Here is a 26,748-nt window from a genome sequence, read left to right on the forward strand (position 1 = left end):
ACGCCTTACAATATAGAAAGTGCAAGGACAGGCGACAAGGACAAGGCCTTTGAACATAGCGGGTTTTGCCTCGAACCCAGGCCGCGCCAGGGGGCGGCTTGTGCCAGAGGAGGAAAGCAGTTTCCGGTCATGCTTTCAACGCGACAGGGACCGGATCATTCACGCCAGCGCGTTTCGGCGGCTTAAGCACAAGACACAAGTGTTTGTTGAGCACGAGGGCGACAGCTATCGCACGCGCCTGACCCATTCTATCGAAGTTGCACAGGTCGCGCGAACAATCGCCGGAGCTTTGGGCTTGAACGGCGAACTGACCGAGGCCGTGGCGTTGGCGCATGATCTGGGACACACACCGTTCGGACATACCGGCGAAGATGCCCTACATGCGCTCATGGAGCCTTACGGCGGATTTGACCACAACGCACAGGCCATTCGCATCGTCACGAAGCTGGAACGCCACTATGCCGAGTTTGACGGATGCAACCTGACATGGGAGTGCCTAGAGGGGATCGCCAAGCATAACGGGCCGGTCACCGGTGATTTGCCGTGGGCACTGGCCGAGTGCAACGCGAGTTTCGATCTTGAGCTTTACACTCATGCCAGTGCCGAAGCACAAGTTGCCGCCCTTTCGGATGACATAGCCTATAACAACCATGACCTGTTGGACGGGTTGAGGGCGGGTCTGTTCACGGATGATGAAATCGGGCAATTGCCTATCGTCGGTGACTGCTATGCCGCGGTGGATCGGAGATATCCGGGTTTGGATTCTTATCGGCGCCGGCATGAGGCGCTGCGCCGTGTTTTCGGCGTCATGGTTTCCGATGTAATTGTCACGTCGCGTGGGCTGATCACGAGTTCGGGCGCGGAGACCGTCGAGGAAATTCGCAATCTTGGTTATCCGGTCATCCAGTTCTCGGGCGGTTTGTGGGCACAACTCAGGGAAATCCGCGCCTTTTTGTTCAAGCAGATGTACCGCGCGCCCAGCGTCATGGATGTGCGCGCCGAGGTTAGCAAAGTCGTGGAAGATCTGTTCCCAATCTACATGAACGATCCGAAACAGATGCCCGCGCGCTGGCATGAGGATATTGAGGCGGCCAGCGATGAAACAGCGCTGGCGCGGATTGTCTCGGACTACATTGCAGGCATGACCGACCGATTTGCCCTGCAGGATCACGCAAGGCTGGCTGGTGCCTGATCACTCGACCCCGATGTAAGCCAACGCCCAGACCTGCTGGCCCGACTGTTCGGCGGCCAGGTCGGGGTCATCGGTCGGGGGGAAGACGATCATAGTGGGGCCGTAGCCGCCAACACCCATCGGCGCACCGTCGGCGTGTGTCGCGACGATGGGTTGATGGGCGGTTATGCTGTCCCAAGGAATTTCAGACTGATAGCCATCCATGGCCATTGGCTTGGCGGTTTTTCCTTCGGCCCCGGCCATGATCAACAGGTCCGACAGGCGTGGCCCGGAAAAGGCGATGTCGCTCTGATTGTCTTCCGGGCCGTAAGGAATAGTGAATTCAACCTGTTCCAGACCGTCCAACATGGCCGCATCAAAGCCGGCGGCCCCGTCGTGCTGAACCTCCAAGTATCCCAGCAGACCGCCATCGTTTTCGCCGCGGGCAGGCAGGTTGGTTTCCGTGATCGCTCCGCCAAGGGTCAAAAGTACATGGCCTTGCGGTTCAGGCATGTCGGCCCAAAGCGGCAGGGCAGAAGTCAAAACAAAGGCGATTGGCAGGGCAAGGCGCATAGGAGTGTCTCCGGCTTGAATTTCCACCGACGTTAGCTGAGTCTACCGCTAATCCAAGCCCAAACTGATCGCTTCCATTGACCTTGCCGCCTTGCGTGGTAAACCGCCGGGCAAGCAAAAGGACATCCGAAATGAACCTGTTTTCCGAGATCCGCGGCCTCGTGCTGGACGCGCTGGCACAGATGCAGTCCGAAGGCGCATTGCCCGAGGGGCTGAGTTTTGACAACGTAGCGGTCGAACCGCCGCGTGATGCAGCGCATGGCGACATGGCAACCAACGCCGCGATGGTGCTGGCGAAACCGGCCAAGATGAAGCCGCGCGACATTGCCGACGTGTTAGCCGGAAAGCTGGCGGCGGATGACCGGATCACCAGTGCTGAAGTGGCCGGGCCGGGGTTCCTGAACCTGCGGCTTGCGGCATCGGTGTGGCAAGGTGTGTTGGCAGCGGTGTTGGAACAGGGCACTGATTATGGCCGCTCGTCCATGGGGCATGGCCAGAAAGTGAACGTAGAGTACGTGTCCGCGAACCCCACAGGCCCGCTGCATGTGGGCCATACACGTGGTGCCGTGTTCGGCGACGCCCTGGCGAGCCTGTTGGCGTATTCGGGCCATGACGTGACCCGTGAATACTACATCAACGATGGCGGCGCGCAGGTGGATGTATTGGCGCGGTCCGCGTATGAGCGGTATCGTGAGGCCAACGGTCTGAGCCCTGAGATTGCCGAAGGTCTCTATCCCGGTGACTATCTGATCCCGATCGGCGAGGCGCTGAAAGAGAAATACGGCGACAGCCTGATCGACAAGCCGGAAGGCGAATGGCTGGAAGAGCTTCGCGAGTTCTCGACCGACGCGATGATGGATCTGATCCGCGCGGACTTGAAGGCGCTGGGTGTCGAGATGGACGTGTTCTACTCAGAAAAGTCGCTCTACGGCACCGGCAAGATCGAGGCGGCACTACAGTCACTGACTGACAAGGGCCTGATCTACGAAGGTGTGCTTGAGCCGCCCAAAGGCAAGAAGCCCGAGGATTGGGAGCCGCGCGAGCAAACCCTGTTCAAATCGACCGAGCATGGCGATGACGTCGACCGCCCGGTTAAGAAATCGGATGGCAGCTGGACCTATTTCGCCCCGGATATCGCTTATCACTATGACAAGGTGACCCGTGGCTTTGATGCACTGATCGACGTGTTTGGTGCAGACCACGGAGGCTATGTAAAACGGATGAAGGCGGCTGTTTCCGCGCTGTCCGATGGCAAGGTGCCGCTAGATATCAAGCTGACGCAGCTGGTAAAGCTGTGGAAGAATGGCGAGCCGTTCAAGATGTCCAAGCGGGCAGGGAACTTTGTCACCCTGCGCGATGTGGTCGATCAGGTTGGCCCGGACGTGACCCGTTTCGTCATGCTGACGCGCAAGAACGATGCGCCGCTGGATTTCGATTTCGACAAGGTGCTGGAACAAAGCCGCGAGAATCCTGTGTTCTACGTGCAATACGCCCATGCCCGTGTCATGAGCGTGCTGCGCCGGGCTGCCGAGGCGGAAATCGCTACGGATGACGCGACCCTCAAGGGTGCTGATCTGGGCAAGATCGACCATGCCTCAGAGCTGACGGTGGCCAAAAAACTGGCTGAATGGCCGCGTCTGGTCGAAATCGCCGCGCGCACCAATGAACCGCATCGGGTTGCCTTTTACCTGTATGAACTGGCTGGCGATTTCCACGCGCTCTGGAACAAGGGCAACGATGAAACCCAACTGCGATTCATTCAGGATGGCGATGTTGCCACAAGCCAATCAAAAATCGCATTGGCCCGGGCCGTTTCTGTTGTGATTTCAGCGGGCTTGGGTATTCTTGGCGTCACTCCGGCGCAGGAGATGCGGTAACTAACACCGCCCGACGCGCCGGTACGAGGTAGGCAAGAAATGACCCGCGCGCCACTTTTTAAGGCGCAATCGGGCGGTGAGGCGGACATGGCAAGTTACGATTACTCGGGGCAGATGCGCCCTGAGGATATGCATTACACGAATCAGCCACATCCTGAGGATGGGTATGAGTATCCCGACGACTCCTATGGTTATGAACAGGCTCCGCGAGGGGCAGGGCTGGGCCGTATCGTCAACGTCATGGGTGCAGTAGCGTCGCTGGCATTGGTCGCCGGGATCGGCGTCTGGGGCTTCAAACTGGTGATGCGCGACGTTAGTGGCGTGCCTGTTGTTCGCGCCATCGAAGGGCCAATGCGCATTCAGCCGGAAAACCCCGGCGGCACCCCGGCCGATCACCAGGGTCTGGCCGTCAATGCCGTGGCAGCCGTTGGAACGGCAGCGCCGCCAGCAGATCGCCTGATCCTCGCGCCGCGCCCGGTTTCGCTGACAGACGAAGATACGCCAGTTGAACCGCTGAAGCCGACGCAGGCCGTGCATGTCGTCGAAGAAGAGATCTCGGATCAAGAGGCCGCGCAGCTGCGCCAGAATACAGTCGATGCCTTGGTTGCCGAATTGGCCGGTGGGGCGGCGAAAGCGAATGAACCGGCAGAGCAGGGCGTACAACTCGCCTCGTTGGCACTGCCCGAGGAAGAGCCCGCCATTGATCCTGCTGATCTGGCCGCACAATTGCCGGACCCGGAACTGGCGGCGCTGCCCGGTGTTCGCCGGTCCCTGCGTCCGTCCACGCGGCCAGCCCGAGCGACGCCAAGCGGGATTTCATCCAACAGCAGTACCGAAGCTGCGATCAACGCCGCTGTCAAAGCTGCCGTTGGGGTGGACGTGGATCCGAATACCCTGTCCAAAGGCACGCGCATGGCCCAGCTGGGTGCGTATGAAAGCTCGGATGTGGCTCGCGCGGAATGGGATCGCATGAATGGCCGATTTGGTGAGTATATGGATGGAAAACAACGTGTTATCCAGAAAACCTCAAGTGGCGGCCGGACATTCTATCGTCTGCGTGTTCTTGGGTTTGATGACCTGAGCGACTCGCGTCAGTTCTGTGCCGCTCTGGTCGCACAAGGTGCAGACTGTATCCCGGTTGCCGTTCGGTGACATTCGGCGCTGCGATCACCGATGCCGAAGGGCTGCGCCTGACGTCAGAGGAAAAGAGACTATTCCAGCAGATGAACCCATTCGGGTTCATTTTGTTTGCGCGCAACATTGATACAGCTGAACAAGTTCGCGCCCTATGCGATGACTTTCGTGATGCCGTAGGGCGCAATTGCCTTATCACCATCGATCAGGAAGGTGGCCGTGTGCAGCGTCTGCGCGCGCCATTGGCACGCGAATGGATGCCGCCCCTGGATCATGTGGGCCGCGCAGGGGATCAGGCGGAACGCGCCATGTACCTGCGGTATCGACTGATCGCAAAAGAGCTATTCGAGCTTGGCATTGACAGCAACTGCGCCCCGATGGTCGATTTGGCGCGCGACGATACCCATGCGTTTTTGAAGAACCGCTGTTATGGCTCTGATCCCAAACGGGTTTCAGCTCTTGGGCGCGCGGTTGCCAAAGGCCATCTGGATGGGGGTGTGTTGCCAGTTCTCAAGCACATGCCGGGGCATGGATTGGCAACGCTGGACAGCCACCATGACCTGCCGCATGTGGACCTGACACAGGACCAGCTGGAGCAAGCGGATTTCGAACCGTTTCGGGCGCTGAACGATCTGCCGATGGGGATGACGGCGCATCTGGTTTACGATCGGATTGATCCGCAACCGGCCACAATTTCGTCTGCGATGATCGGGCTGATCCGCGACAATATCGGTTTTGACGGTCTGATCATGACTGACGATATCTCGATGAAAGCGCTGAGTGGCGCGCCCGAAGACATTGCGCGTCAGTCACTGGCCGCAGGGTGCGACGTGGTTCTGCACTGTAACGGAACGTTGGACGCGCGCGCCAAGGTGCTGGAAGCCGCCGGGGAAATGACCGCGCAGGCACAAAAGCGCGCGGAAAAGGCGTTGTCGATGCGACAGAAGCCTGTGGAACTTGACATCCAAGCGACTGAGGCTGAACTATCTGCCCTAATGGGCAGGCAGGTATATGAACGATAATCTCTTTAGCGAAGACCCGGCCTCGGTCGCGGATCGTCTTGCGGCAGAGGCGTTGATTGTTGATGTCGACGGGTTCGAAGGCCCGTTGGATGTATTGTTGACCCTGTCGCGAACCCAAAAGGTCGACCTTCGGAAAATCTCGGTTCTCGCGCTTGCGCAGCAGTATCTGTCCTTTGTGGAAAAGGCCCGCGCGCTGCGGATTGAACTGGCGGCAGACTATCTGGTCATGGCCGCATGGCTGGCCTTCCTCAAATCCCGGCTTTTGTTGCCACCGGACCCGGATGATGATGGTCCTTCGGGCGAAGAACTGGCCGCGCACCTGGCGTTCCAGTTGGAACGCCTGCAAGCCATGCGCGACTCAGCCGCGCGTCTCATGGCCCGTGATCAACTGGGGCGCGATTTCTTTAAACGCGGGCAGGGTGAGGATATCACCCGTATTCGCACCGTGACCTACTCTGCCACGCTGCTGGATCTGATGCAGGGATACGCCCGTATCCGAACTCGTGACGAGTTCCGCCCCTTTGTTATGGACCGCGATTCAGTTTTCACAATGGAACAGGCGCTAGAGCGGATGCGCCCGCTGATCGGGTTTGCCGGAGCTTGGACGGATATGGAATCCTATCTGCCCGAGGGCTGGGACGCTGACCCGGTGCGTCGCCGCTCGGCCACTGCAGCGACCTTTGCTGCCTCGCTTGAACTGGTGAAAGAAGGACATATGGAGATGAAGCAAACCGAGACGTTTGCTCCGATCCATTTGCGCAAAAGGACTGACACACGTGACTGACGAACCGCAAGACGAAGGCACCGGCACCCTGTTCGAAGCGCCACCCCTGGCGGAACAGGAACGCATGGTCGAAGCCGTGCTTTTTGCCAGTGCCGAGCCGGTAACGGTCGCCGATCTTGAGGCGCGGATGCCGCATGGAAGCGATGCGGCGCAAGCGGTTGAAATTCTTCAGAAACGGTATGAGGGCCGGGGCGTCCGTGTTGTGCGCGTGGGTGAGGCCTGGGCCATTCGCACTGCGCCCGATCTGGGTTTTCTGATGCAAAAGGAAACGGTCGAAACCCGCAAGCTAAGCCGCGCCGCCATCGAAACGCTGGCCATCGTCGCCTATCATCAGCCCTGTACGAGGGCTGAAATCGAAGAGATCCGGGGCGTCTCGGTCTCGCGCGGTACAATCGATCAACTGTTGGAAATGGAGTGGATCCGTCTTGGCCGTCGCCGGATGACACCCGGCCGTCCGGTCACCTTTGTTGTGACGCCACAGTTTCTGGATCATTTCGGGTTGGAAAACGCCCGCGATCTTCCGGGGCTCAAGGAATTGCGGGCTGCTGGGTTACTTGAAAACCGGCCGCCCCCGGGCACGATGCCGTTGGGCGAGGGGCGTGATGACAGCGAAGATGAGGACCAGACCGAGCTGTTCGAGGAAGAGTGATAACTTGGCTCTTTTGTTGCCGTTGGAATCACCTATGTTGTGGCCAAGCTGAGGAGTTGAGCAATGAATATGAATCGCATCATCGACATGATCATCCGCCAGATCATGCGGCGGGTCGTCAACAAAGGAATCGACAAGGGTTTTGATGTGGCGGGCCGGATGGGAAAGCCGAAACAAAGATCGGCTGTGCCTCATGACTCGGGCACAAATGACGACAGCAATCGTCAAGCCTAGCAGGTAAGCCCGGCGCAGCGCGTGAAGCGCATATGCGCCGGTTCAAGAAGTGTTAACCAATAGCCTTGAAGTGTTTGGACAGTTTCAGCCCCTGTCCCTGATAGTTTGACGCGATACCCGCACCGTAAAGCTGCGTGGGCATTTCGGCCATCTTCTCATAGACCAGCCTCCCGACGACCTGCCCATGTTCCAGAACAAAGGGGGCTTCGTGGCAGCGGACTTCCAGCACGCCACGTGATCCAGCCCCACCCGCTGCGGCGTGACCGAAGCCGGGATCAAAGAATCCGGCATAGTGCACCCGGAACTCGCCGACCATTGCAAGATAGGGGGCCATTTCAGCCGCATACATGGGCGGGATGTGGACTGCTTCGCGGCTGACCAGGATGTAGAATGCGCCGGGGTCAAGGATGATGCGACCATCGGTGGTGCGCACTTCTTCCCAGTATTCCTGTGGATCGTATTCGCCAATCCGGTCCAGATCGATCACACCGGTATGCGGCTTGGCCCGATAACCAACCAGATCAGTGTCGGGTAATTGCAGATCGACCGAGAACCCCAGCCCATCCTGAATGACTGCCGGTCCGTCGACCAGTGGCGAGTCGTTGTGCAGCGCGGTCAGTTCCGCGTCACTGAGCACTGCCTGACCCTGACGAAAGCGAATCTGGTTCAGCCGCATGCCCGGTCGAACCAGAACCGAGAATGAGCGTGGACAGATCTCGGCAAAAAGCGGCCCGGTATAGCCTGCTGGTACGCGGTCAAACTCGGTGCCACCATCGGTGATTGTACGTGTCAGAAGATCCAACCGCCCTGTCGAGCTTTTGGCATTTGCCACCGCGCTGGTATCGGCGGGCAGGGCCAGTGATTCCATCAGCGGCACCAGATAGACGCAGCCTTTTTCCAGCACTGCGCCGTCGGTAATGTCGATGCGGTGCATCTCAAACTCGGCCAAACGATCTGCGACCGTGCGTCCTTCGCCCGACAGGAATGAGGCGCGGACCCGGTAAGCAACTGTACCTAAACGTAAATCAAGGCTAGCGGGTTGGATTTGTGCCGGGATAACCTCGGGGCTTGCGGTGATCTCTCTGCGGCCGATCATTGCCTCGATCTGTTGGTTTGGGCATACACCTGTCATTCCGATCCCCTCTGTTGCCAGAGCGGGATCTGGCCTGTCTGCCATAAACGTCGGTGTGATTTGGTCGGGCTAGCAGGACTCGAACCTGCGACCTTCCGTCCCCCAGACGGACGCGCTACCAGGCTGCGCCATAGCCCGACGTTGAGGTGTTCATAAAGACTTTCCCGGCAGGGGCAAGAGGAAATCATCGCCTTTTTTCTTATCCTGCCGACCGGTTCTCAATTCGGTTGATGACAGCGCGCAAGTCCTTGGCGATAGGCGCGATCCGACGCAGGAGGTCGTCGTCAAAATCGGTCCGTTCCCACGCTTGTGTGGCGATTCCGCCTATCAAGGGGGCTTCATCCAGATACTCGGGCGCGGGCTGAGGTGGCTCTGCTTTTGATTGCTGGGGGGGCGTCTCAGCTTGAGGGGCTTGTTCAGCCGGCGCAGTCGTCTTGGCCATCGGGGCCGGTTCGCCCAGGTCCAGATCGATCTGATTGCTGGGCGTGGCAGGCTTGGCGGAAAAGGGCACGACAACAGTGTCGTCTGCCGGGGCGCTTTCAGGCGCAGCGGGCTCATCCAGGCTGGGCGACAGCGAGGACACATAGGCCACGCCTTGTTCGCGCAGGATGCGCTGGACACCTTTGATGGTGATCCCGTCCTCGTGCAGCAGTTTCTTGATACCGCCCAAAAGGCGCATATCGTTTGGCCGGTAATACCTGCGGCCACCCGCGCGTTTGACGGGTTTTACCTGGCTGAAACGGCTTTCCCAGAAGCGCAGGACATGAGCTTGAACGCCCAACCAGTCCGCAACTTCACTTATTGTGCGAAAGGCGTCGGGGGACTTGCTCATGACCGTTTCGTCCCGAATTTACTTGCGATTCCCTGCGGCGACGCGATCCTTCATCAGGTGCGACGGGCGGAACGTCAGGACGCGGCGAGGCTGAATTGGCACCTCTTCGCCGGTTTTTGGATTACGGCCGATGCGGGCGGTTTTGTCCCGAACACTGAACGTACCAAACGATGAAATCTTGACCTGTTCACCTTGGACCAGTGCGTCCGACATGTGGTTTAAGACGCTTTCGACAAGCTGCGCACTTTCATTACGTGAAAGGCCAACCTCGCGGAAAACAGCCTCGCTCAGATCCATTCGCGTCAGTGTTTTATCGCCCATACCATTTCCCCTGTTGATATAAGAGAATATGGTGATGGCAAATTCGCTGTCAATATCAATGAATTGCACGAGGCTGTGTAAGCCGTTTTGCGCCGGTTACCAGCGCAGAACCACCGCGCCCCAGGCCAGGCCGCCACCGATAGCCTCGGTCACGATCAGATCGCCGGTCTTGATCTGGCCCCGTTGTTTGCCCACTGACAGGGCCAGAGGAATCGATGCGGCAGACGTGTTGCCATGATCCTGGACCGTTACGACGACGTTATCCATCGGCAGGCCCATTTTCTTAGCAGTGCCCTGAATGATGCGGATGTTGGCCTGATGTGGCACGATCCAATCGACGTCCGCGTTGGTCAGACCGGCACGCCCCAGGGCGGTTTCTGCAGTTTTCGCCAGCTTTTCGACCGCGTGGCGGAACACCTGATTGCCCTGCATCCGCAGATGCCCAGTCGATTGGGTCGACACACCGCCGTCGACATAGAGCAAATCCTTGTAGCGTCCGTCAGAATTCAGGTCGGTCGAAAGAATGCCGCGATCCTGCGCGGTTCCTTCGCTGTCCTGCAGCTCAAGAATCAACGCGCCGGCACCGTCGCCAAACAGCACACAGGTGGATCGATCTGTCCAATCCATGATGCGCGAAAACGTCTCGGCGCCGATGACCAGCACACGTTTGGCCTGACCGGACACGATCAAAGCGTTGGCGTTGCTGAGGGCAAAGACAAAGCCAGCACAGACGGCTTGCACGTCAAACGCGAATCCATGGGTCATGCCCAGGCGCGCCTGCACCATCGTCGCGGCAGAAGGGAAAGTCAGGTCAGCCGTTGATGTCGCCAGAATGATGGCGTCGATATCCTCGGCCTTCAGGCCAGCATCGGCCAGGGCGGCCAAGGCAGCGTTGGTCGCCAGATCGGACGTGGTTTCGCCATCAGCAGCAAAGTGGCGGCGTTCGATTCCCGAGCGAGCTTTGATCCACTCGTCCGACGTATCTAGCGTCTTTTCAAATTCAGAGTTCGGAACGATGCGCTCTGGCAAATAGTGTCCGACACCTACAACAACTGAACGGCCTGCCATTTGGGGGTACTGCCTTTATTGTTATTCGCCCGCCTTTGGCGGTACGTGCGCGGCATCTTGTGCAAGCTGGGCTGTCGATGCAACCCGTGCCGCCAATTTTTCGGCAAAACCCGACTCGGCCAGGGTAAAGGCCAGTTTGATCGCCGCCGAAACTCCGGTGGCATCTGCGCCACCATGTGATTTGACCACGGTTCCGTTGAGGCCAAGGAAGACACCGCCATTCACGCGGCGTGGGTCGATGCGTTTCTTCAACCGTTGCAGCGAGGTGATGGCCAAAACCGATGCGAGCCGGGACAGGGGGGAATATTTGAAGGCCTCGCGCAACAGATCACCGATCAGGCTGGCCGTGCCTTCGCCGGTTTTGATCGCGACGTTTCCGGTAAAGCCATCGGTAACAATGACATCCGCCTTGTCGCCGGGAATGTCGCTGCCTTCCACGAAGCCTACGAAGTCAAAATTCGCCTGCTCTGCGAATTCCGTGATCATCGCGTGGGCTTCTTTCAGTTCGGCCCGACCTTTGTGTTCTTCGGTGCCGACATTCAGCAAACCGATCCGGGGCCGATCCAGCGCCATGCCGTTGCGGGCATAAGACGCCCCCATCAGCGCATATTGCAGCAGATCTTTGGCGTCGGCCCGCACATCGGCGCCGACATCCAGCATTACGTTGAACCCTTGCGGGTTGCGCGACGGCCACAGAATCGCAATTGCCGGGCGGTTCACACCTGGCAATTTGCGCAAACGCATCATCGACAGTGCCATCAGCGCGCCGGTATTGCCGCAGGAAACTGCGCCGTGGGCTTCGCCTTTGCGCACTGATTCCAGTGTCGACCACATTGACGTCTGCTTGCCGCTGCGGACGACCTGACTGGGCTTGTCCTCCATCGTGACTACGTCAGGGCAATCACGAAAAACGACGCGTCCCTGCAGGACACGCCGTTTGGCGACAAGTTTGCGCAGCTTTTGCTCGGGCCCGTGCAGAACGAAGGCGATATCGGGGTTCTTATTTGCCGATTTGGCAATGCCCGCAACAACAGTCGCGGGCCCCGAATCTCCGCCCATAGCGTCAACCGAGATGGTAATCCGTCCGGTTTGCGTGGGCTGTTCCGTCATGCCTTGGCCTACGAGTTATGAGGCTTAGGCCGCGTCTTCGTCCAGGTCGATTTCGTCGGCCTGAGCGACGACTTCACGGTCATCATAATGGCCGCAGGACGCGCAGACGTGGTGCGGGCGCTTCAGTTCGCCACAGTTTGCGCATTCGTTCGGGTTTGCAGCAACCAGAGCGTCATGTGCGCGGCGATTGTTGCGGCGCGACTTGGAAACTTTGTTCTGTTGGACAGCCATGGTCTCAACCTTTGTCTATTAAGGGTCAGCAGATTCGCTGCTGGCCGGGTTTCATTCTTCGTTTTTCTAGTGGTTTGACGCGCGTTTAGGGGACGGGCCCCGCAATGTCCAACCCAAATTCCGTTGAGCGCGCGAAAATACTGCGATTCTCGGCATGTTCAAGCGATTTTTCTGGAGGCCTGCTATGACAGGAAAACAGACCTATGTCACTCGTCTTTTTTCAAAGCATCGCGCAAATTCGCCAGTCCGGCAAAGGGCTTTGCGTCTTCGTCCGTCATCGCCTGTTTGCCCGGCTCAGTATAGCCGGCCTGTTCCAATTCTGCGCCGTCCTTCCGTGGGTATTGGGGCAGGGCAAGCGACAGCGCCTCAATCATCACCGATGCGGGGTCGATTTCCGCGCCCAGCGCTTCGGTCTCATCGCCTTCGGGGATTTCGAATTCAGGCTCGTCGGGGTTTTGCCAGTCTTTCAGATAGACCCGTGATACAGGAATATCGATGCGCGTGGTTACGGGTTCAAGCGTCACGACACAGGGTTGAATCACCGTCGCCCCCAGTTTTCCGGCAAGAATCCAATCGCGTTTACCTTGTGCCCTTACGTCACCCACAAAGCTGAGCTTGCGCAGGCCCAACAATCCCAGTTCGGTTTTGATCGCGTCCAGGCCCTTGCTATCGGGGCGCAGATCAAACGGCGTGGGCGCGTTTTGGGGCAGGTCGGCCACCCGCAGAGATGTATTAGTCGTCATTCGTGACCCTTTCGTGTGTTGAACCGGGGCTGCGGTTTATGTAATCGGATAGGGTCCGCAAGGTCCCAAGGCAAGAGGATGTAAATGTTGAAGGTTGTGAACAGGTTGAAACCGGCGTCCAAAAGGCTTGTCTTTGCGGCCTGTTTGGTTGCGGCTGGCGCTTGCACGCCAATCTTCAAGAATCACGGATACGTCCCGCCGGCTGACCAACTGGCTGAGATCAAAGTGGGCGTCGATACCCGCGACAGCGTTGTTGAATCAATCGGAGCGCCCACCTCTGCCGGGCTGGTGAAGGATTCGGGTTTTTACTATGTCCGCTCTCGCGTGCGCCACTACGGTCCGAAGCGCCCCGAAGTGGTGTCGCGCGAACTGGTTGCGATCAGCTTTGACCAGCGTGGTGTTGTGCGGAACATAGAACGTTTTGGTCTTGAGGATGGATATGTGGTGGTACTGGACCGCCGCGTGACCGAATCCAGCGTTCAGAACCGTGGCTTCCTGCGCCAGCTGCTGGGCAATATCGGCAACTTCAACCCTGCGAACATTCCGGGCGCGAATTAAGTCTGCACTGCCTCTTGCGACGGTCACAGGACAGTCACATGTTCTGTGGTAGAACCGTTGCAACATGAAGCAGGTCAGCAACCGCGGAGGATGCGACCATGGCATTATTGCTGGGCAAGGGCAGATACCGGGCTCGTTTGGCGCAGTCCCCTCAGGATGTGGCGGCGGCGCAGAAACTGCGAACTCTGGCATTCGGGACGGATCAGATTGACCGGGATGAATTTGATCCGGTCTGCGCGCATATCCTTGTTGAAGATTCGCGCTCCGATGGACGGCTGGTGTGTTGTTTCAGAATGCTGACAATGGAGCACGGGGCCGAGGTTGACAGCAGTTATTCTGCCCAGTTCTATGATCTGTCTGCACTCAAAGGGTTCGACGGCCGCATGGTCGAAATGGGCCGTTTCTGCATTCACCCGGAATGGACAGACCCTGATATCCTGCGGGTCGCCTGGGGGGCGATGACCAATTACGTGGACGAGAACAACGTCAAGATGTTGTTCGGCTGTTCATCCTTTGCAGGAACCGAAACGGTCGAGTATCTGGACGCTTTTGCCATGTTGAAGCAACGGCATTTGGCGCCAAAGCGTTGGTTGCCGCGGGTCAAGGCCCCCGATGTATTCAAGTTTGCTTCTCGCTTGCGGCGCAGGCCTGACGTTAAAAAGGCGATGTCGCGGATGCCTCCATTGTTGCGCACCTATCTGATGATGGGCGGCTGGGTCAGTGACCATGCGGTGGTGGATCGGCATATGAATACGCTGCATGTATTCACCGGGCTTGAGATCGGAGCGATCCCCCCGGCCCGTAAACGGTTGCTGCGCGCAGTGGTCCGCTAGATTGAGTATTTTCGAAAAGGTGAAACAGGGACGTTGACGCCTTGTGCCCACCGGTTTAGCTGGCGGCATGGCGAGAATTCCTTTGTTGCAGATGTCCGGCATATCCCTGACTTTCGGGGGCGATCCGGTGTTTTCGGGGCTGGACCTGGTGGTTCAGCCGGGCGACCGCGTGGCCTTGGTTGGGAGAAACGGGTCGGGAAAGTCGACCCTGATGAAAGTCATGGCAGGTCTGGTCGAGCCTGATCAGGGTGACATCGTGGTGCCGCCCGGAAAATCTGTTGGCTACATGGAGCAGGACCCCGGCATGGAAGGGTTCGCGACATTGGGCGATTACGCGTCCAGCGGATTGGAACCGGGTGAGCTGTACAAGGTCGAACGCGCGGGCGAGGGGCTGAAGTTCGATCCCTCCCGCCCGGTTGAAACCGCTTCGGGTGGCGAGCGTCGCCGGGCGGCATTGGCCAAGCTGATGGCCGAAGCGCCAGACCTGATGCTGCTGGACGAGCCGACGAACCATCTGGATATCGAAGCAATTGCCTGGCTCGAACGCGAACTGGGATCGACCCGAGCAGCCTTTGTTCTGATTTCACATGACCGTGCGTTTTTACGCGCGTTGACCCGCGCGACGTTGTGGATCGACCGCGGCATGGTACGGCGGCAGGAGCAAGGGTTCGAGGCTTTTGAAACCTGGCGCGACAAGATTTGGGAAGAAGAGGATCAGCAGCGTCACAAGCTGAATCGTCTGATCAAGTCCGAGGCCAAATGGGCTGTCGAAGGTATCAGTGCACGGCGCAAGCGAAATCAGGGCCGGGTGCGGGCTTTGCAGGCTTTGCGCGCTGAAAAGGCTGCGCAGATCAAGCGTCAGGGATCAGCGGCAATGTCGCTGGAAGGCGGACCAAAGTCTGGGCGAAAAGTGATTGAAGCCAAGGGTTTGTCCAAGACCTTTGGCACGCATCAGATCGTTAGAAACTTTGATCTTCTGGCACAACGTGGGGATCGCGTGGCTTTTGTCGGGCCCAACGGTGTGGGCAAGACGACGTTGCTTAAGATGTTGCTCGGACAGGAACAGCCCGATGAGGGGACGGTGACGCTGGGCACCAACCTTGAGATTGCGGTGTTCGATCAGGCCCGCGCGCAGCTGGACCCCGAAATGACCCTGTGGGACAGCCTGACCGGGGACCCCGAAATGCGGGTGTCAGGCAAAGCGGATCAAGTGATGGTTGGGGGTCAGCCCAAGCACGTGGTTGGTTACCTCAAGGAATTCCTGTTTGATGATGCGCAAGCAAGAGCCGCTGTTAAGTCATTGTCAGGTGGGGAAAAAGCGCGTTTGCTGTTGGCGAAACTGATGGCCAAGTCCTCGAACCTTTTAGTGCTGGACGAACCGACCAACGATCTGGACGTTGAAACGCTGGACCTGTTGCAGGAACTGCTCGACGACTATGACGGCACCGTCCTGCTGGTCAGCCACGATCGGGATTTTCTGGACCGCGTTGCCACCACCACGATTGCGATGGAGGGCAATGGCCGCGCGACCGTTTATGCGGGCGGTTGGTCGGACTACATCGCGCAACGGGGTGACGTAGCGGAAAAGAAAGCTGAAAAAGCAAAGACTTCGAAGTCAAAGCAAAAGCAAGAGGCGCAGCCGAAATCAGGACTATCTTTCTCGGAAAAGCATCGGCTTGAGAAATTGCCTGCCGAGATTGCCCGCCTAGAGGCCGAAATCGGCAAGCTGGAAGAGCTTATGTCAGATCCTGAGCTGTTCACCCGTGAACCAGTCAAGTTCCAGAAGGCGACCGAGGCGCTGGTCGAACGGCAAGAGAAACTGGCCGCCGCAGAAGAAGAGTGGCTGGTGCTTGAGGAAAAGGCCGAGGGCGCTTAGGGGCGCGTCAACGGTTGGGCAGGGTTGCCGACAACCGCTTCTCCGGCCGCGACGTCTTTGGTCACAACGCTGCCTGCGCCAATAATGGCGTTGTCGCCGATGGTGACGCCGGGCATCACGATGGCACCTCCGCCAACCCAGACGTTTCGGCCAATGGTCACCGGTATCCCGATTTCCAAACCTTTTGCACGCTCAACGGGGTCTTTGGCGTGCTGCGCGCAATAGATCTGTGCGTGTGGGCCAAACATTGTGTCATCACCGATCCGAACCTGAGCGGTGTCCAAAATCACGCAGCCCGCGTTGAAATAGACCCGCGCGCCGAAGTGGATGTTAAGCCCGTAGGCGCAATGAAACGGAGCCTCGAGTAAGCAGCCTGGCCCGACGCCTGCGAACAACGCTCGCAGCTCGGGTGCCATGGCACCACGGGCATCAGGAGGGCAGGTGTTATGCGTGTGGACTGCAAGCCGGGCACGGGTGCGCAGCGCCTCAAGTTCCGGGTCCAGGCAGTTATACCACTGCCCGGACTGCATCTTTTCCCGCTCTGTCATGGGACAGGCTTAACGCATACGAAGGGCGCCGTCGATGCGGATGACTTCTCCGTTCAAGTAGCCCATCTCGACAATGAAACCCGCCAACCGCCCGTATTCGTTCGGATCGCCGAGGCGGGCAGGGTTGGGGACATCTGCCGCCAGTTGTTGTTGTACTTCTTCAGGCAGGCCCGCCAGCATCGGCGTCATGAAAATTCCCGGAGCGATGGTCATTACGCGCACTCCGGTCGAGGCCAGATCACGCGCCATCGGCAGCGTCATGCCAACGACGCCGCCCTTCGAGGCTGCATAGGCCGCTTGGCCCTTTTGCCCGTCGAAGGCTGCGATTGAAGCCGTGTTGATGATTACTCCGCGCGCGCCGTCCGGTTCGGGATCATTCTTTGCCATCTCAGCTGCGGCCAGGCGCGAAACGTTGAACGTGCCCACCAGATTGATGTCGATTGTGCGCTGAAACGCGTCCAACGGGTGGGGGCCATCCTTGCCGACTGTCTTGATCCCATATGCGATCCCGGCGCAGTTCACCGCAGCCGTAATGCGGCCCATCTTGCCCTTAGCGTGCTCGATGGCCGCCGCAACCGATTCTTCATCGGTTACATCTGTTTGTACGAAATGCCCGCCGATGTCCTCGGCGACCTTGGGGCCACGCTCGGCGTCGCGATCCAGGATCGTGACCTGCGCGCCTTGTTCGGCGAAGTACCGAGCCGTCGCCTCACCCAACCCCGACGCCCCGCCGGTGATAATTGTGGCTGAATTTGAAAGTTGCATTAGGCGACCTCTCAAGATTTTGACATTTTCCCGCCTCATTAAACTTTGCGGCTTGGGTAGATGTTGTATATTCACGACAAGAGATCGTCACAACTAGTGCCGTGATCATTGTAACGAGTTGTGGCGAGCCTTCATTAACGCATCTTTAGCGGGAACTTACCTGCGCTTCATTTGCGGCTCCCACAGTGTAACCGAAGACCCTGACGCACCTGGGTATTAAGGCGCAAGGAGCTAAGTGATGCGAATTAAACTGAAATCCACTGTTTCGGCATTGGTGGCCTCTCCATTCATAGGAGCTATGATAGTAACCACTGCGTATGCTGCGACGGATGTGTGCAATGCGAGAACTGCGCGGATAGCAGCCAACGCCGGCGACTATCAGACGCTTTGTGATTGTACGCACGTGACACCCAGTTTTTTGAAGCGGCTACAAACACGGTCAGATTTCGAATCAACACTAGCTTACACTGGCGAACAATGCCCGGGTTTGGCCGTATTGTTGACGGATTTGGAGACAGCTTCAGTCCGCGGAAATTCGGCACGAGGTGGCGAAGATCGGGACAGCGATCAAATTGCACAAGCTGACCCAAGCCCGCGCGGTGAGTCTGGTTCTGGCGATACCAGCAGTAGTTCGACCGGAGGTACCAACAACGGTGGCGGAAGCAACAGCCCTGGCGGTGGCGGAAGCAACAGCCCTGGCGGTGGCGGAAGCAACAGCCCTGGCGATGGCGGAAGCAACAGCCCTGGCGGCGGTGGAAGCGACAGCCCTGGCGGCGGTGGCGAAAGCAACAGCCCAGGTGGCGGCAACGATGGCGGCGGCAATGATGGCGGCGGCAACGATGGTGGCGGCAACGATGGCGGCGGCAACGATGGCGGCGGCAATGATGGCGGCGGCAACGATGGCGGCGGCAATGATGGCGGCGGCAACGATGGTGGCGGCAACGATGGCGGCGGCAACGATGGCGGCGGCAATGATGGCGGCGGCAACGATGGCGGCGGCAATGATGGCGGCGGCAACGATGGTGGCGGCAATGATGGCGGTGGCAAGGGCGGCGACGGTAAAGGTGGCGGCAAAGGCGGCGACGGTAAAGGTGGCGGCAAAGGCGGCGACGGTAAAGGTGGCGGCAAAGGCGGTGACGGTAAAGGTGGCGGCAAGGGCGGCGACGGTAAAGGTGGCGGCAAGGGCGGCGACGGTAAGGGTGGCGGCAAAGGCGGTGACGGTAAAGGTGGCGGCAAGGGCGGCGACGGTAAAGGTGGCGGCAAAGGCGGCAAAGGTAAAGGTGGCGGTAAGGGCGGCAGTAAAGGGAACAACGGTGGAGGCAACGGGCCGGAAGGCAATAGCCCGGGCCAGGGTAACAATGCCCACGATGATGAAAGGTGACGCGGTTCTTGCAAGGGCATCCCTAAGCTTAGCCGATACCTAAAACAAAAAACGGCCACCGCAAAGGGTGGCCGTTTCGTCTACTTCATGGTGAATGGCTCGCTAGCCCAGCTGAACCAACGCGTGGCGCTTCTTACCTGCGCTCAGCTTGATTGGTGACGACAGAGCACCCGCGTCGATCATCAACCCGGCATCCGTCAACGGAGCGTCATCCAGCTTGGCACCGTTTTCCGCGATCAGCCGTTTGGCCTCTTTACCGGACTTTGCCAGACCCGATTTCACGATGACCTGTACGATGGACATGCCGTCGCCCAATTCAGCCGCGCTGAGGGTCAGGGTCGGAAGATCGCCCCCAACACCGCCTTTTTCGAACACTTCACGGGCCGTGGCCTCGGCGTTGGCCGTAGCCTCAGTTCCGTGCAGCAGGGCGGTGACTTCGTTGGCGAGGCGGATCTTGGCCTCGTTGATCTCGGACCCTTGCAGCGCGCCCAGTCGGTCACACTCATCCACCGGCATTTCGGTGTAAAGCTTTAGGAAACGGCCAACATCCGCGTCGGTCGTGTTCCGCCAGAACTGCCAGAATTCGTAAGGCGAGCGCATCTCGGCGTTCAGCCAGACCGCACCGTCCTGCGACTTGCCCATCTTCTTGCCGTCGCTGGTGGTCAGAAGCGGCGAAGTCAGGCCGTAGATCTCATGATCCAGCACGCGACGCGTCAGGTCGATACCGTTGACGATGTTGCCCCACTGATCCGAGCCGCCCATCTGCAGGACGCAGCCGTAACGGCGGTTCAGCTCAAGGAAATCATAGGCCTGCAGGATCATGTAGTTGAACTCAAGGAAGCTCAACGATTGCTCGCGATCCAACCGTGATTTCACCGATTCAAACGCCAGCATCCGGTTGACCGAGAAATGCCGCCCGATATCGCGTAGGAAATCGAGGTAGTTCAGGCCATCAAGCCATTCGGCATTGTTCAGCATCAGCGCCTTGTTTTCGGCATCGCTGTCATAATCGATATAGGCCGAGAACACCTTTTTGATGCCCGCAATGTTTTCGTCGATCTGTTCGGGACCCAGCAGGGGGCGTTCATCCGCGCGGAACGACGGGTCGCCCACCTTGGTGGTGCCGCCGCCCATCAGAGTGATTGGCTGGTGTCCGGTTTTCTGGAACCAGCGCAGCATCATGATCTGGATCAGGCTGCCCACATGCAACGACTTGGCCGTCGCATCAAAGCCGATATATGCCGGTTTGCACCCACTGATCAGCGCCTCGTCAAGGCCCTGATAATCGGTGCAGTCGGCGAGAAAGCCGCGCTCGATCATCGTGGCGATGAAATCCGATTTGGGGTGGTAGGTCATATCGTGCCCTTTGGGTTTATGTTGCGGGGCACTGTATAGGCGGCGCACTGGGTAAGGAAAAGGCACCATTTCCAAGAAAACGCGGGCTGTGTCAGCTTTTGACCGGGGGCAGGCGGAAGGCATAGAACATTGCGATGGTGTTCAACACCACAAGGACAACAATCGGCGTGATCGGATCATGCAGATGTGCGACTGCGCCAAGGATCGCAGCAAAAACAATTCCTACGAGGCCAGCGCTGACATCCCCTAGTGCAACCAGGTAGGGGCGCTCTTTTTCAACGCTCATCTGAATGAGATACAGGTAGCGCCCATAGATCACCCCATTCCCGCCCAGCGATAGCAGCAGGATCACCAGCACGTAGACCCAGACGTTCTGAGCGTAGCCGAGGAACGTAAAGCCAAGCGCCATCAGAGCCGAGATTGCGGCGATCATGCACCCCAGCCACATCACAGGTTTGACCGAGACACGATCGCTGAGCCATCCCCACAGAAGCGAGCCGATCACCATTCCAAGGCTGGCCCCTATGACAAAATAGCTGAGTGAATGCTTGGTCCCCATATGAAGCGTCGCAGCATGGATCGTGTAGAAGGGCATCGCTAGCTCGACCGACACAAAGATCAGTCGGGCCGAAAGAAACTTGCGGTACCAGGGATAGGCCATGCCGGTTTTGAATCCTGTCGCCAACTCGGCCAGGGGTTTGGGTTTTTTCTTTGGCTCCGGCAATGGGGCGCGCTGTTCATCCTCAAGCAGTCGCACTCCTGCAAAGGCAACACCTGCGGCAAACATGGCAATCACGCCGCACCACAGAACGACGATGTGGCGCTGCATCGGTTGGTCCCCGGACAGCAGGTCGCGCGTGATCAGAACGACGATGATGGCCAAAACGCCCGAGATGGTGGCTTGCGCAAACACCATCCGGTTTCGTTTCGCTTCGGGAACGGAGATGCCGTAGATCTGGCTGGTTCCAAGGCTGGTGATCCCCTGGCACAATCCCAGGACCATCGCGGTGGTCAGGAACAGCAGTACGATCATCACACTGGGTAGTTTTGTTGAAAACAGGGCCACCGCCGCCAATACTGCGGCTGTCAACAGGTTCGGTGCGTAAACGGCCAGCTTGGCGCGGGTTGCCCGGTTAATGAAAGGTGCGACAAAGATCTCGGCAATCAGGCGCGATCCGGTGACAAAGGGCAGAAGCATTCCTGCAAAAAACGTTGGCGCGCCCAGAGCCAGATACAGGAACGGTAGCACCAGATTTGGGTTGATCAACTGCCCTCCGATCGTGGCCAGAGCCCCGGACCAGAAGATCAGAAAATAGTTCCGGCCTTCGGATGGTTGTTTCTGTGAGTATGTGTCTGACATATGCACCCAAAACCGATTTGTGTTCCTTATACCAAATTGTCGGGAAAAAGCGCGACACTCGTGTGATCTGGCTTGCCTTGGCTTCAGCGGTAGGGGCAGGTTAAACGGGCTGTGCCGATCAACCATGACGGTACAAACAGAATTCGGCAGGAGAGATTAAAGTGGGGCGGGCCATCAAACGAACAGGTGCGATCAGGGTTTTGGGCGCGATGTCCGGCACTTCGATGGATGGGGTGGATGCTGCGGTCGTCGAAACGGACGGGCACCGGATTTTGGGATTTGGTCCAAGTGGGTATCGTGCCTACTCCGATCACGAGCGCGCGGTATTGCGCGCCGCTTTAGGGCAATGGCACGGGCCTGACGTGGATGCCGCGGCAGAGCTTGTTACCCTGGCCCATGCCGAGGCGCTGTCTGAATTTGATGAGGTCGATCTGATCGGTGTGCACGGCCAAACTCTTGCGCATGAACCAAGTGGGCGCGGGACGTTGCAGGTGGGCGACGGGAAAGGGCTGGCTCAGGCATTGGGGGTGCCAGTCGTCTGGGATTTTCGCAGCGACGATGTGGCGATGGGCGGCGAAGGCGCCCCGTTGGCGCCGTTCTTTCACTTTGCCTGCGCCAAGTGGATCGAGGCAACCCAGCCGCTGTGCTTTCTGAACCTCGGTGGTGTCGGGAACCTGACGTATGTGGACCCCAGTTACGATGGCCCCGAAGCCCCCGGCGCGTTGCTGGCTTTCGACACTGGTCCCGCGAATGCACCGGTCGACGATCTGATGCAGGCGCGTCTGGGCCTGCCGATGGATCGCGACGGAGCCGTCGCGCGCGGCGGAACCGTCGAGATGGGCGCACTCGAGCTGTTTTTGTCCGAGCCTTACTTTAGACGCATGCCGCCAAAATCACTGGACCGGAACGACTTTTCCGAGATGATCAAACTGGTGCAGGAACTCAGCGATGCGGACGCGGTGGCCACGCTGACCGGCATGTGTGCCGCGGGCGTGGTGCAGGGGATGGAACATTGCCCCAAACCACCCTCGCGCATGTTGGTCACCGGGGGCGGTAGACACAACCCTGTATTGATGGAGATGCTGCGCGTTGCATTGGACTGCCCGGTCGAACCAGTCGAGGCCGTGGGTCTGGACGGAGATATGCTTGAGGCGCAGGCCTTCGCCTATTTGGCGGCACGCGTCGCCCGCAGGCTGCCGACGTCGTGTCCGGGGACGACAGGTGTGAAGGCGCTGGTCGGCGGTGGGGTTGTGAGTTCGGTTGCGTAATGGGGCGGTGGGTTAAAAGCTAATTGCCCGGTTTCTGCTTTCGCGGACGAAGCGGTTCTTGATGGTCACAGACTGAACGTCGGCTTCTGGCACTGTTGCGTGTGCTCTTCCTACAGGGCGATTAAAAACTGGCAGTCCGTTTCGAGCAAACTAACAATGCCGGGCGATATACTTATTCTGTCTTCTTCTTTCCGACAAGAATTGCATGTTCCCTCTCTATAACCTTTTCCCAATCGCCTTGCGCTTTCAGACCGGTTGAAGAGTCTCCCATTAGCGAAGTAACCATCAATCTTCCACGCGCTTTCGCTTCCTCTTTCGAGAACCCGGCCTGTTCAAACATCCAGGCGGCGAATTGGAACCGTTTGCCGATGGTTCTTTGATACGATTCTTTCACCTTCTCATCAGTATTCGCCCACACTGAGACAGCGTGATCCGGCAAGGCGGCGTCCTCTTCAATGACCTTTTTCATAAGAAGAAGAATTCGGTCTTCTGGGGGGCCGCCAAATGTCTTTGCCTGCGCGATCACTTTGTCAGTCAGTTCTTGCTCCCAATATCTGAGAACTTCATCCAAAAGCTCGCGGACGTTCTTGAAATGCCAGTAAAAGCTACCGCTTGTCAGGTTCAGCCGCTTTGCCATTGGCACGACCTTTATCGCGGCAACGCCGCCCTCGTTGAGTACTTTGTAGGCCAGCAATATCCAGTCTTCCTTGGTCGCGGCGTTTTTGGGTGAGTTTCGAGCGATAGATTCTGACATTCAGATTACAGCATTCTTTATTTGACATAGAGCAGTCTATGGGCTTACCGTAGAGATGTCTATGGTGAACGAGGGGATCACAAATTTGTGTTCTCTTAAGAGGCTTCGCTTTGAAGGGGGGGGGATCAATGAATAACTTAATGAAAACCGCAGCCGGCACATTGATGGCCTTAGGCGTGACACTGGCTGGCACAGCCACGGCGCAAAACGCGTTGCCAACGGGTCGGAGTGCCACTGCAATCGAAAACGACGTATATCCCGCGTCTTACTTTCCCAACACTGAAATCCTCGGCGAGGATGAGATGCGTATCACGGCATTGGGCACGGGGATGCCAAACCAAACCAAGGCGGCCGTATCTATTTCGTTTTATGTAGAACTTGGGAATGGGGACGTCTTTCTGTTTGACGTGGGAACGGGTGCAACGGGAAACTTGTTTTCGTTGCGACCGGATTTTGCAAAAATCGACAAGGTCTTCTTCAGTCATTTGCATGTCGACCACGTTGGAGACTTCATGGGTCTTCATGTTGGGGGGTGGCTTTCGGGCAGATATACTCCGCTTCGCGTCTTCGGTCCATCTGGGTCAGAGGACGAGCTTGGGACCAAAGCCTATGTTGATGGCATGTCCAAGGCTTACGCCTGGGACTTGGCCACGCGAACGGGCGCGCTGCCGGACGATGGCGCAAAGCTTGATGTCACTGAATTCGACTACATGCAGGAAAACGAAATTGTTTATCAGGAGAACGATGTCACGATCCGGTCCTGGCCAGCGATCCACAGCCTTGATGGTTCCGTGAGCTACTCACTGGAATGGAATGGGCTAAAATACGTCTTTGGTGGCGATACTTACCCAAACAAATGGTATGTCGAATATGCCAAAGGGGCGGACATCGCTTCTCACGAGGCTTTTCTACCACCGGATGCGCTGGCCCCGTATTTTGGCTGGGACATGAAACAGGCGACCTATGTAGCTACGCGCGTTCATACCGAACCTGCGGCTTTTGGCAAAGTGATGTCCGCAGTCGAACCGCGCATGGCGCTGGGGTATCACTCTGTTCTTTCACCCGAAAACTATCAGGCGATTTTGGAAGGCGTCCGTTCGACTTACGATGGGCCTCTGACGCTGGCGCGAGATCTACAGGTGATCAACGTAACCAAGGGCCAGATCGTTGTTCGGGAAGCGAGTGTTGATGACTATGCGTTGCCACCAGCTGTAAGCGACGAGTACATCAATGCCCCGCGCTCAAAAGAAAAAGAGCCGTCCGACAAAGTCAAAGCGGGAAAATGGGAGGGTTACACACCACCGCCAATGCCGGATAATTAACGTTCAGGGGTGAACAAAATTCCGATTTGGCAGTATCTGTACCGACTATTCCTGATGCTGAGCCTGATGGCTTCAGTTGCACAGGCCGTTTCGGCGGATGTCGTTCTGACTAACGGATCAGAAGTCGCCCCCAATATCGCTGTCCTTCATGTCAAAGATGATGGGGTCTACGTCGACCTTGAGATCTACGTCGAAAATATTCCGTTGTTTGCTGATATGTTGCCAATTGGTTGGTCATCAGATTTCGTCGGGGGTGAGCCGGAGGCTGAACAAGATTTCAATCAGGGTTCTACGCAGGCTTTAAGTCGGGCGCTGTCGATTGTTGGAAGGGACAAACAGCCGCTAAACGCTGAAATCAGAAAGTTAGAATACCGAACGCGCATCGACCGGGCCTCGCCGCTTGCAGGTCAGCGCGACCCATTCTCGGGTCAAATTGTTCCCAGCCCGCCAAAAGATCCGCGTGTCCTGTTCGTCGAAGTGTTCTTTCCGTTTCAAAACTCAGTTCCCAAGGAGCTGACGATAGTGCCTCCATCGTGGGATGGTGTACCACTGGCGACTATCGGGATGCAGGTTTTTGACCGAGAGGTTCCGGTCACGGATTTCAGCTTCTTGTCAAAGCAGGCAGAGTTAAAGATTTCCTGGCCTGACCCTTGGGAAACCCGATTTTCCGCAGAAAGCCTGAATCGAAAAGCCCAGGACGGAACTTCAACATTTCTTTATATCGAACCTCGTGAAGTTCGGCATGAGACGCTGATCCGCTTGCGTGAACTGGCGCCTTGGATCGGTGAAACTTTCGACGTAGGGCAGACACTTTCGCCACAACTTAGCGCCTTGATCGTAAACCAGGCAGCGCCCTTCCTGGCTTCTCGTAACCCGGTGACAATTGATGGCAAATCAGTGCAACCGTCAAACGCAACAGCAAAGCTCCTGGAGCTAACATCGCAAGGTTTTCAGGTTGTCGAGCCTGGAAAGGAAGTGTCCGTGAACAATGCGTTTATCGGAGCTATCCTGTCTTTCTCATCGGCAGAACTTCCCGAACAGGTGACAGTCACATGGGATATGTTTGACGAGGAAATTACCCGCGTCGCGACCATTTCAAACGATATCGCCGGGCCGTTCTTTGGAGCTGTGACACCAGTGGACCCTCAGTTTCAGTGGCAGAACCACTTGCTCCAATACGAAAAAGCATCTGTCACTCAGGTTCCAGTCGAGCAGCAGATACAGCAGAACCCGGCAATCGCTTTAATCACCGGAGTTATCAGTGCCGTCTCACTTGGTTTCTTCCTCATGTGCAGGGGCAAAGTTGCAAAGCGCGCCAGTTGCGCAACCATGATTGCCGCAACATCGGCAACCGTCGCATTTTCGGGATATTTGCCGGACTTGCCTTGGAAGAAGTCTGAGCCCCCTGAGCTGCAGGCTGCGGAAGATATACTGCGCTCAATGGTCGAGAACTTGAGCACGGTGAGTCTGGAAATTTCGCCGGCCGCAAGAAAGGCAGAGCTGGCGCACATTGTAACGGAAGCGTCTCTAGGTGACATCGCAACAGAGGTTGAACGTGGTCTCGCGATCCGAACGCCAGGAGGCAGTCTTGCTACGGTTACTGATATCAGCGACCTGAAATTGGAGCGCATTAACCCAACCCACACGCCGGGAGGATTTAGTGCCCTGACCAAATGGACAGTGAAAGCACAAGGCGGTCATTGGGGGCACGCCCACATACGCGCCGTTACATTTCGGGTGCTGGCGGAGGTCATACCTGAGTCAGGGCAATGGAAGCTGGATGGATTAACTGTAATCGAGGCTCGCGATCCAAATGCGTAAGTGTTTAAGACCAAAGGTTTTTGCT

27 protein-coding genes and 1 tRNA gene are annotated in these 26,748 nt (G+C 57.7%); 14 read left to right on the forward strand and 14 right to left on the reverse strand.

Features of this window, described 5'->3' with window-relative positions:
• Positions 1 to 49: 49 nt before the first annotated feature.
• Positions 50 to 1,192, forward strand: coding sequence for a deoxyguanosinetriphosphate triphosphohydrolase (locus AC2FFH_RS08490; protein ID WP_496767039.1), 1,143 nt, complete (start codon positions 50 to 52; stop codon positions 1,190 to 1,192).
• Here AC2FFH_RS08490 and AC2FFH_RS08495 read toward each other — a convergent pair whose 3' ends face one another.
• On the reverse strand, positions 1,193 to 1,744 hold the full coding sequence (locus AC2FFH_RS08495; RefSeq protein ID WP_496844194.1) for a putative pterin-binding protein: 552 nt from the start codon (positions 1,742 to 1,744) through the stop codon (positions 1,193 to 1,195).
• Between the two features lie 131 nt (positions 1,745 to 1,875).
• Between AC2FFH_RS08495 and argS the strand changes: the two genes are divergently transcribed.
• From argS to AC2FFH_RS08525, 6 genes are all read left to right on the forward strand, one after another.
• Positions 1,876 to 3,621: an arginine--tRNA ligase gene (gene argS, locus AC2FFH_RS08500; protein WP_496844195.1), complete on the forward strand. Its 1,746-nt coding sequence runs from the start codon at positions 1,876 to 1,878 to the stop codon at positions 3,619 to 3,621.
• A gap of 39 nt (positions 3,622 to 3,660) precedes the next feature.
• The gene (locus AC2FFH_RS08505) at positions 3,661 to 4,773 is read left to right on the forward strand and encodes an SPOR domain-containing protein (RefSeq protein ID WP_496844196.1); all 1,113 of its coding nucleotides are present in this window, start codon (positions 3,661 to 3,663) and stop codon (positions 4,771 to 4,773) included.
• Positions 4,770 to 5,777: a beta-N-acetylhexosaminidase gene (gene nagZ / locus AC2FFH_RS08510; RefSeq protein ID WP_496738383.1), complete on the forward strand. Its 1,008-nt coding sequence runs from the start codon at positions 4,770 to 4,772 to the stop codon at positions 5,775 to 5,777. The genes AC2FFH_RS08505 and nagZ overlap by 4 nt, the downstream gene beginning before the upstream one ends.
• Positions 5,767 to 6,561 (forward strand): segregation and condensation protein A, encoded by a 795-nt coding sequence (locus AC2FFH_RS08515; protein WP_113789426.1) that lies wholly within the window; start codon positions 5,767 to 5,769, stop codon positions 6,559 to 6,561. Before nagZ ends, AC2FFH_RS08515 begins: the two co-directional genes overlap by 11 nt.
• On the forward strand, positions 6,554 to 7,210 hold the full coding sequence (gene scpB / locus AC2FFH_RS08520) for an SMC-Scp complex subunit ScpB (RefSeq protein ID WP_496723244.1): 657 nt from the start codon (positions 6,554 to 6,556) through the stop codon (positions 7,208 to 7,210). The genes AC2FFH_RS08515 and scpB overlap by 8 nt, the downstream gene beginning before the upstream one ends.
• Positions 7,211 to 7,273: 63 nt before the next feature.
• A complete protein-coding gene (locus AC2FFH_RS08525) occupies positions 7,274 to 7,444 on the forward strand; it encodes a hypothetical protein (RefSeq protein WP_158541293.1) in 171 nt (56 codons plus the stop codon).
• A gap of 52 nt (positions 7,445 to 7,496) precedes the next feature.
• On the opposite strand, the gene AC2FFH_RS08530 is transcribed toward AC2FFH_RS08525, so the two are convergent.
• From AC2FFH_RS08530 to AC2FFH_RS08565, 8 genes are all read right to left on the reverse strand, one after another.
• On the reverse strand, positions 7,497 to 8,576 hold the full coding sequence (locus AC2FFH_RS08530; RefSeq protein ID WP_496844197.1) for a 2'-deoxycytidine 5'-triphosphate deaminase: 1,080 nt from the start codon (positions 8,574 to 8,576) through the stop codon (positions 7,497 to 7,499).
• Between the two features lie 61 nt (positions 8,577 to 8,637).
• Positions 8,638 to 8,714 (reverse strand) — tRNA-Pro (locus AC2FFH_RS08535).
• A gap of 61 nt (positions 8,715 to 8,775) precedes the next feature.
• On the reverse strand, positions 8,776 to 9,408 hold the full coding sequence (locus tag AC2FFH_RS08540) for a MerR family transcriptional regulator (RefSeq protein WP_496779226.1): 633 nt from the start codon (positions 9,406 to 9,408) through the stop codon (positions 8,776 to 8,778).
• A gap of 18 nt (positions 9,409 to 9,426) precedes the next feature.
• The gene (gene ihfA / locus AC2FFH_RS08545) at positions 9,427 to 9,729 is read right to left on the reverse strand and encodes an integration host factor subunit alpha (protein WP_496723238.1); all 303 of its coding nucleotides are present in this window, start codon (positions 9,727 to 9,729) and stop codon (positions 9,427 to 9,429) included.
• A 96-nt stretch (positions 9,730 to 9,825) separates the two neighbouring features.
• Complete coding sequence (locus AC2FFH_RS08550) at positions 9,826 to 10,797, reverse strand: beta-ketoacyl-ACP synthase III (protein WP_109311337.1); 972 nt, start codon at positions 10,795 to 10,797, stop codon at positions 9,826 to 9,828.
• 21 nt (positions 10,798 to 10,818) lie between these two features.
• Complete coding sequence (plsX, locus tag AC2FFH_RS08555) at positions 10,819 to 11,907, reverse strand: phosphate acyltransferase PlsX (protein ID WP_496723236.1); 1,089 nt, start codon at positions 11,905 to 11,907, stop codon at positions 10,819 to 10,821.
• Positions 11,908 to 11,931: 24 nt separating this feature from the next.
• A complete protein-coding gene (gene rpmF, locus AC2FFH_RS08560; protein ID WP_037316137.1) occupies positions 11,932 to 12,138 on the reverse strand; it encodes a 50S ribosomal protein L32 in 207 nt (68 codons plus the stop codon).
• Between the two features lie 206 nt (positions 12,139 to 12,344).
• Positions 12,345 to 12,881, reverse strand: a complete 537-nt coding sequence (locus tag AC2FFH_RS08565; RefSeq protein ID WP_058274498.1) for a YceD family protein — start codon at positions 12,879 to 12,881, stop codon at positions 12,345 to 12,347.
• Between the two features lie 84 nt (positions 12,882 to 12,965).
• On the opposite strand from AC2FFH_RS08565, the gene AC2FFH_RS08570 reads away from it, so the two are divergent.
• From AC2FFH_RS08570 to AC2FFH_RS08580, 3 genes are all read left to right on the forward strand, one after another.
• Positions 12,966 to 13,439, forward strand: coding sequence for an outer membrane protein assembly factor BamE (locus AC2FFH_RS08570; RefSeq protein ID WP_496844198.1), 474 nt, complete (start codon positions 12,966 to 12,968; stop codon positions 13,437 to 13,439).
• Positions 13,440 to 13,537: 98 nt separating this feature from the next.
• On the forward strand, positions 13,538 to 14,272 hold the full coding sequence (locus AC2FFH_RS08575) for a GNAT family N-acetyltransferase (protein WP_496767046.1): 735 nt from the start codon (positions 13,538 to 13,540) through the stop codon (positions 14,270 to 14,272).
• Between the two features lie 67 nt (positions 14,273 to 14,339).
• Positions 14,340 to 16,148: an ABC-F family ATP-binding cassette domain-containing protein gene (locus tag AC2FFH_RS08580; protein ID WP_496844200.1), complete on the forward strand. Its 1,809-nt coding sequence runs from the start codon at positions 14,340 to 14,342 to the stop codon at positions 16,146 to 16,148.
• Here AC2FFH_RS08580 and AC2FFH_RS08585 read toward each other — a convergent pair.
• Entirely contained in the window at positions 16,145 to 16,696 is a 552-nt protein-coding gene (locus AC2FFH_RS08585) for a sugar O-acetyltransferase (protein ID WP_496844201.1), read from the reverse strand. The two genes, AC2FFH_RS08580 and AC2FFH_RS08585, sit on opposite strands and share 4 nt — an antisense overlap.
• A 9-nt stretch (positions 16,697 to 16,705) precedes the next feature.
• Positions 16,706 to 17,461, reverse strand: coding sequence for a 3-hydroxyacyl-CoA dehydrogenase (locus tag AC2FFH_RS08590; protein WP_496779219.1), 756 nt, complete (start codon positions 17,459 to 17,461; stop codon positions 16,706 to 16,708).
• Between the two features lie 499 nt (positions 17,462 to 17,960).
• Here AC2FFH_RS08590 and AC2FFH_RS08595 point away from each other — a divergent pair, with 499 nt between their 5' ends.
• Positions 17,961 to 18,842: a hypothetical protein gene (locus AC2FFH_RS08595; RefSeq protein ID WP_496844203.1), complete on the forward strand. Its 882-nt coding sequence runs from the start codon at positions 17,961 to 17,963 to the stop codon at positions 18,840 to 18,842.
• Positions 18,843 to 18,944: 102 nt separating this feature from the next.
• Here the strand turns inward: AC2FFH_RS08595 and tyrS are convergent, their stop codons facing one another.
• Together tyrS and AC2FFH_RS08605 are read right to left on the reverse strand one after the other, a co-directional pair.
• The gene (gene tyrS / locus AC2FFH_RS08600) at positions 18,945 to 20,198 is read right to left on the reverse strand and encodes a tyrosine--tRNA ligase (protein WP_282168145.1); all 1,254 of its coding nucleotides are present in this window, start codon (positions 20,196 to 20,198) and stop codon (positions 18,945 to 18,947) included.
• Between the two features lie 91 nt (positions 20,199 to 20,289).
• Positions 20,290 to 21,558 carry an MFS transporter gene (locus tag AC2FFH_RS08605; protein WP_496844204.1) on the reverse strand — a complete coding sequence of 423 codons (1,269 nt, stop codon included), beginning with the start codon at positions 21,556 to 21,558 and terminating at the stop codon, positions 20,290 to 20,292.
• Positions 21,559 to 21,767: 209 nt separating this feature from the next.
• On the opposite strand from AC2FFH_RS08605, the gene AC2FFH_RS08610 reads away from it, so the two are divergent.
• Positions 21,768 to 22,826 (forward strand): anhydro-N-acetylmuramic acid kinase, encoded by a 1,059-nt coding sequence (locus AC2FFH_RS08610; RefSeq protein ID WP_496844260.1) that lies wholly within the window; start codon positions 21,768 to 21,770, stop codon positions 22,824 to 22,826.
• Positions 22,827 to 22,998: 172 nt separating this feature from the next.
• Here the strand turns inward: AC2FFH_RS08610 and AC2FFH_RS08615 are convergent, their stop codons facing one another.
• Positions 22,999 to 23,520 carry a TetR/AcrR family transcriptional regulator gene (locus tag AC2FFH_RS08615; RefSeq protein ID WP_496844205.1) on the reverse strand — a complete coding sequence of 174 codons (522 nt, stop codon included), beginning with the start codon at positions 23,518 to 23,520 and terminating at the stop codon, positions 22,999 to 23,001.
• A gap of 200 nt (positions 23,521 to 23,720) precedes the next feature.
• On the opposite strand from AC2FFH_RS08615, the gene gntH reads away from it, so the two are divergent.
• A complete protein-coding gene (gene gntH, locus AC2FFH_RS08620; protein ID WP_496844206.1) occupies positions 23,721 to 24,902 on the forward strand; it encodes a guanitoxin biosynthesis MBL fold metallo-hydrolase GntH in 1,182 nt (393 codons plus the stop codon).
• Between the two features lie 54 nt (positions 24,903 to 24,956).
• Positions 24,957 to 26,723 (forward strand): hypothetical protein, encoded by a 1,767-nt coding sequence (locus AC2FFH_RS08625; protein WP_496844207.1) that lies wholly within the window; start codon positions 24,957 to 24,959, stop codon positions 26,721 to 26,723.
• The last annotated feature ends 25 nt before the right edge of the window (positions 26,724 to 26,748 follow it).

The sequence above is a fragment of the Ruegeria sp. YTSC003 genome, assembly GCF_059609785.1.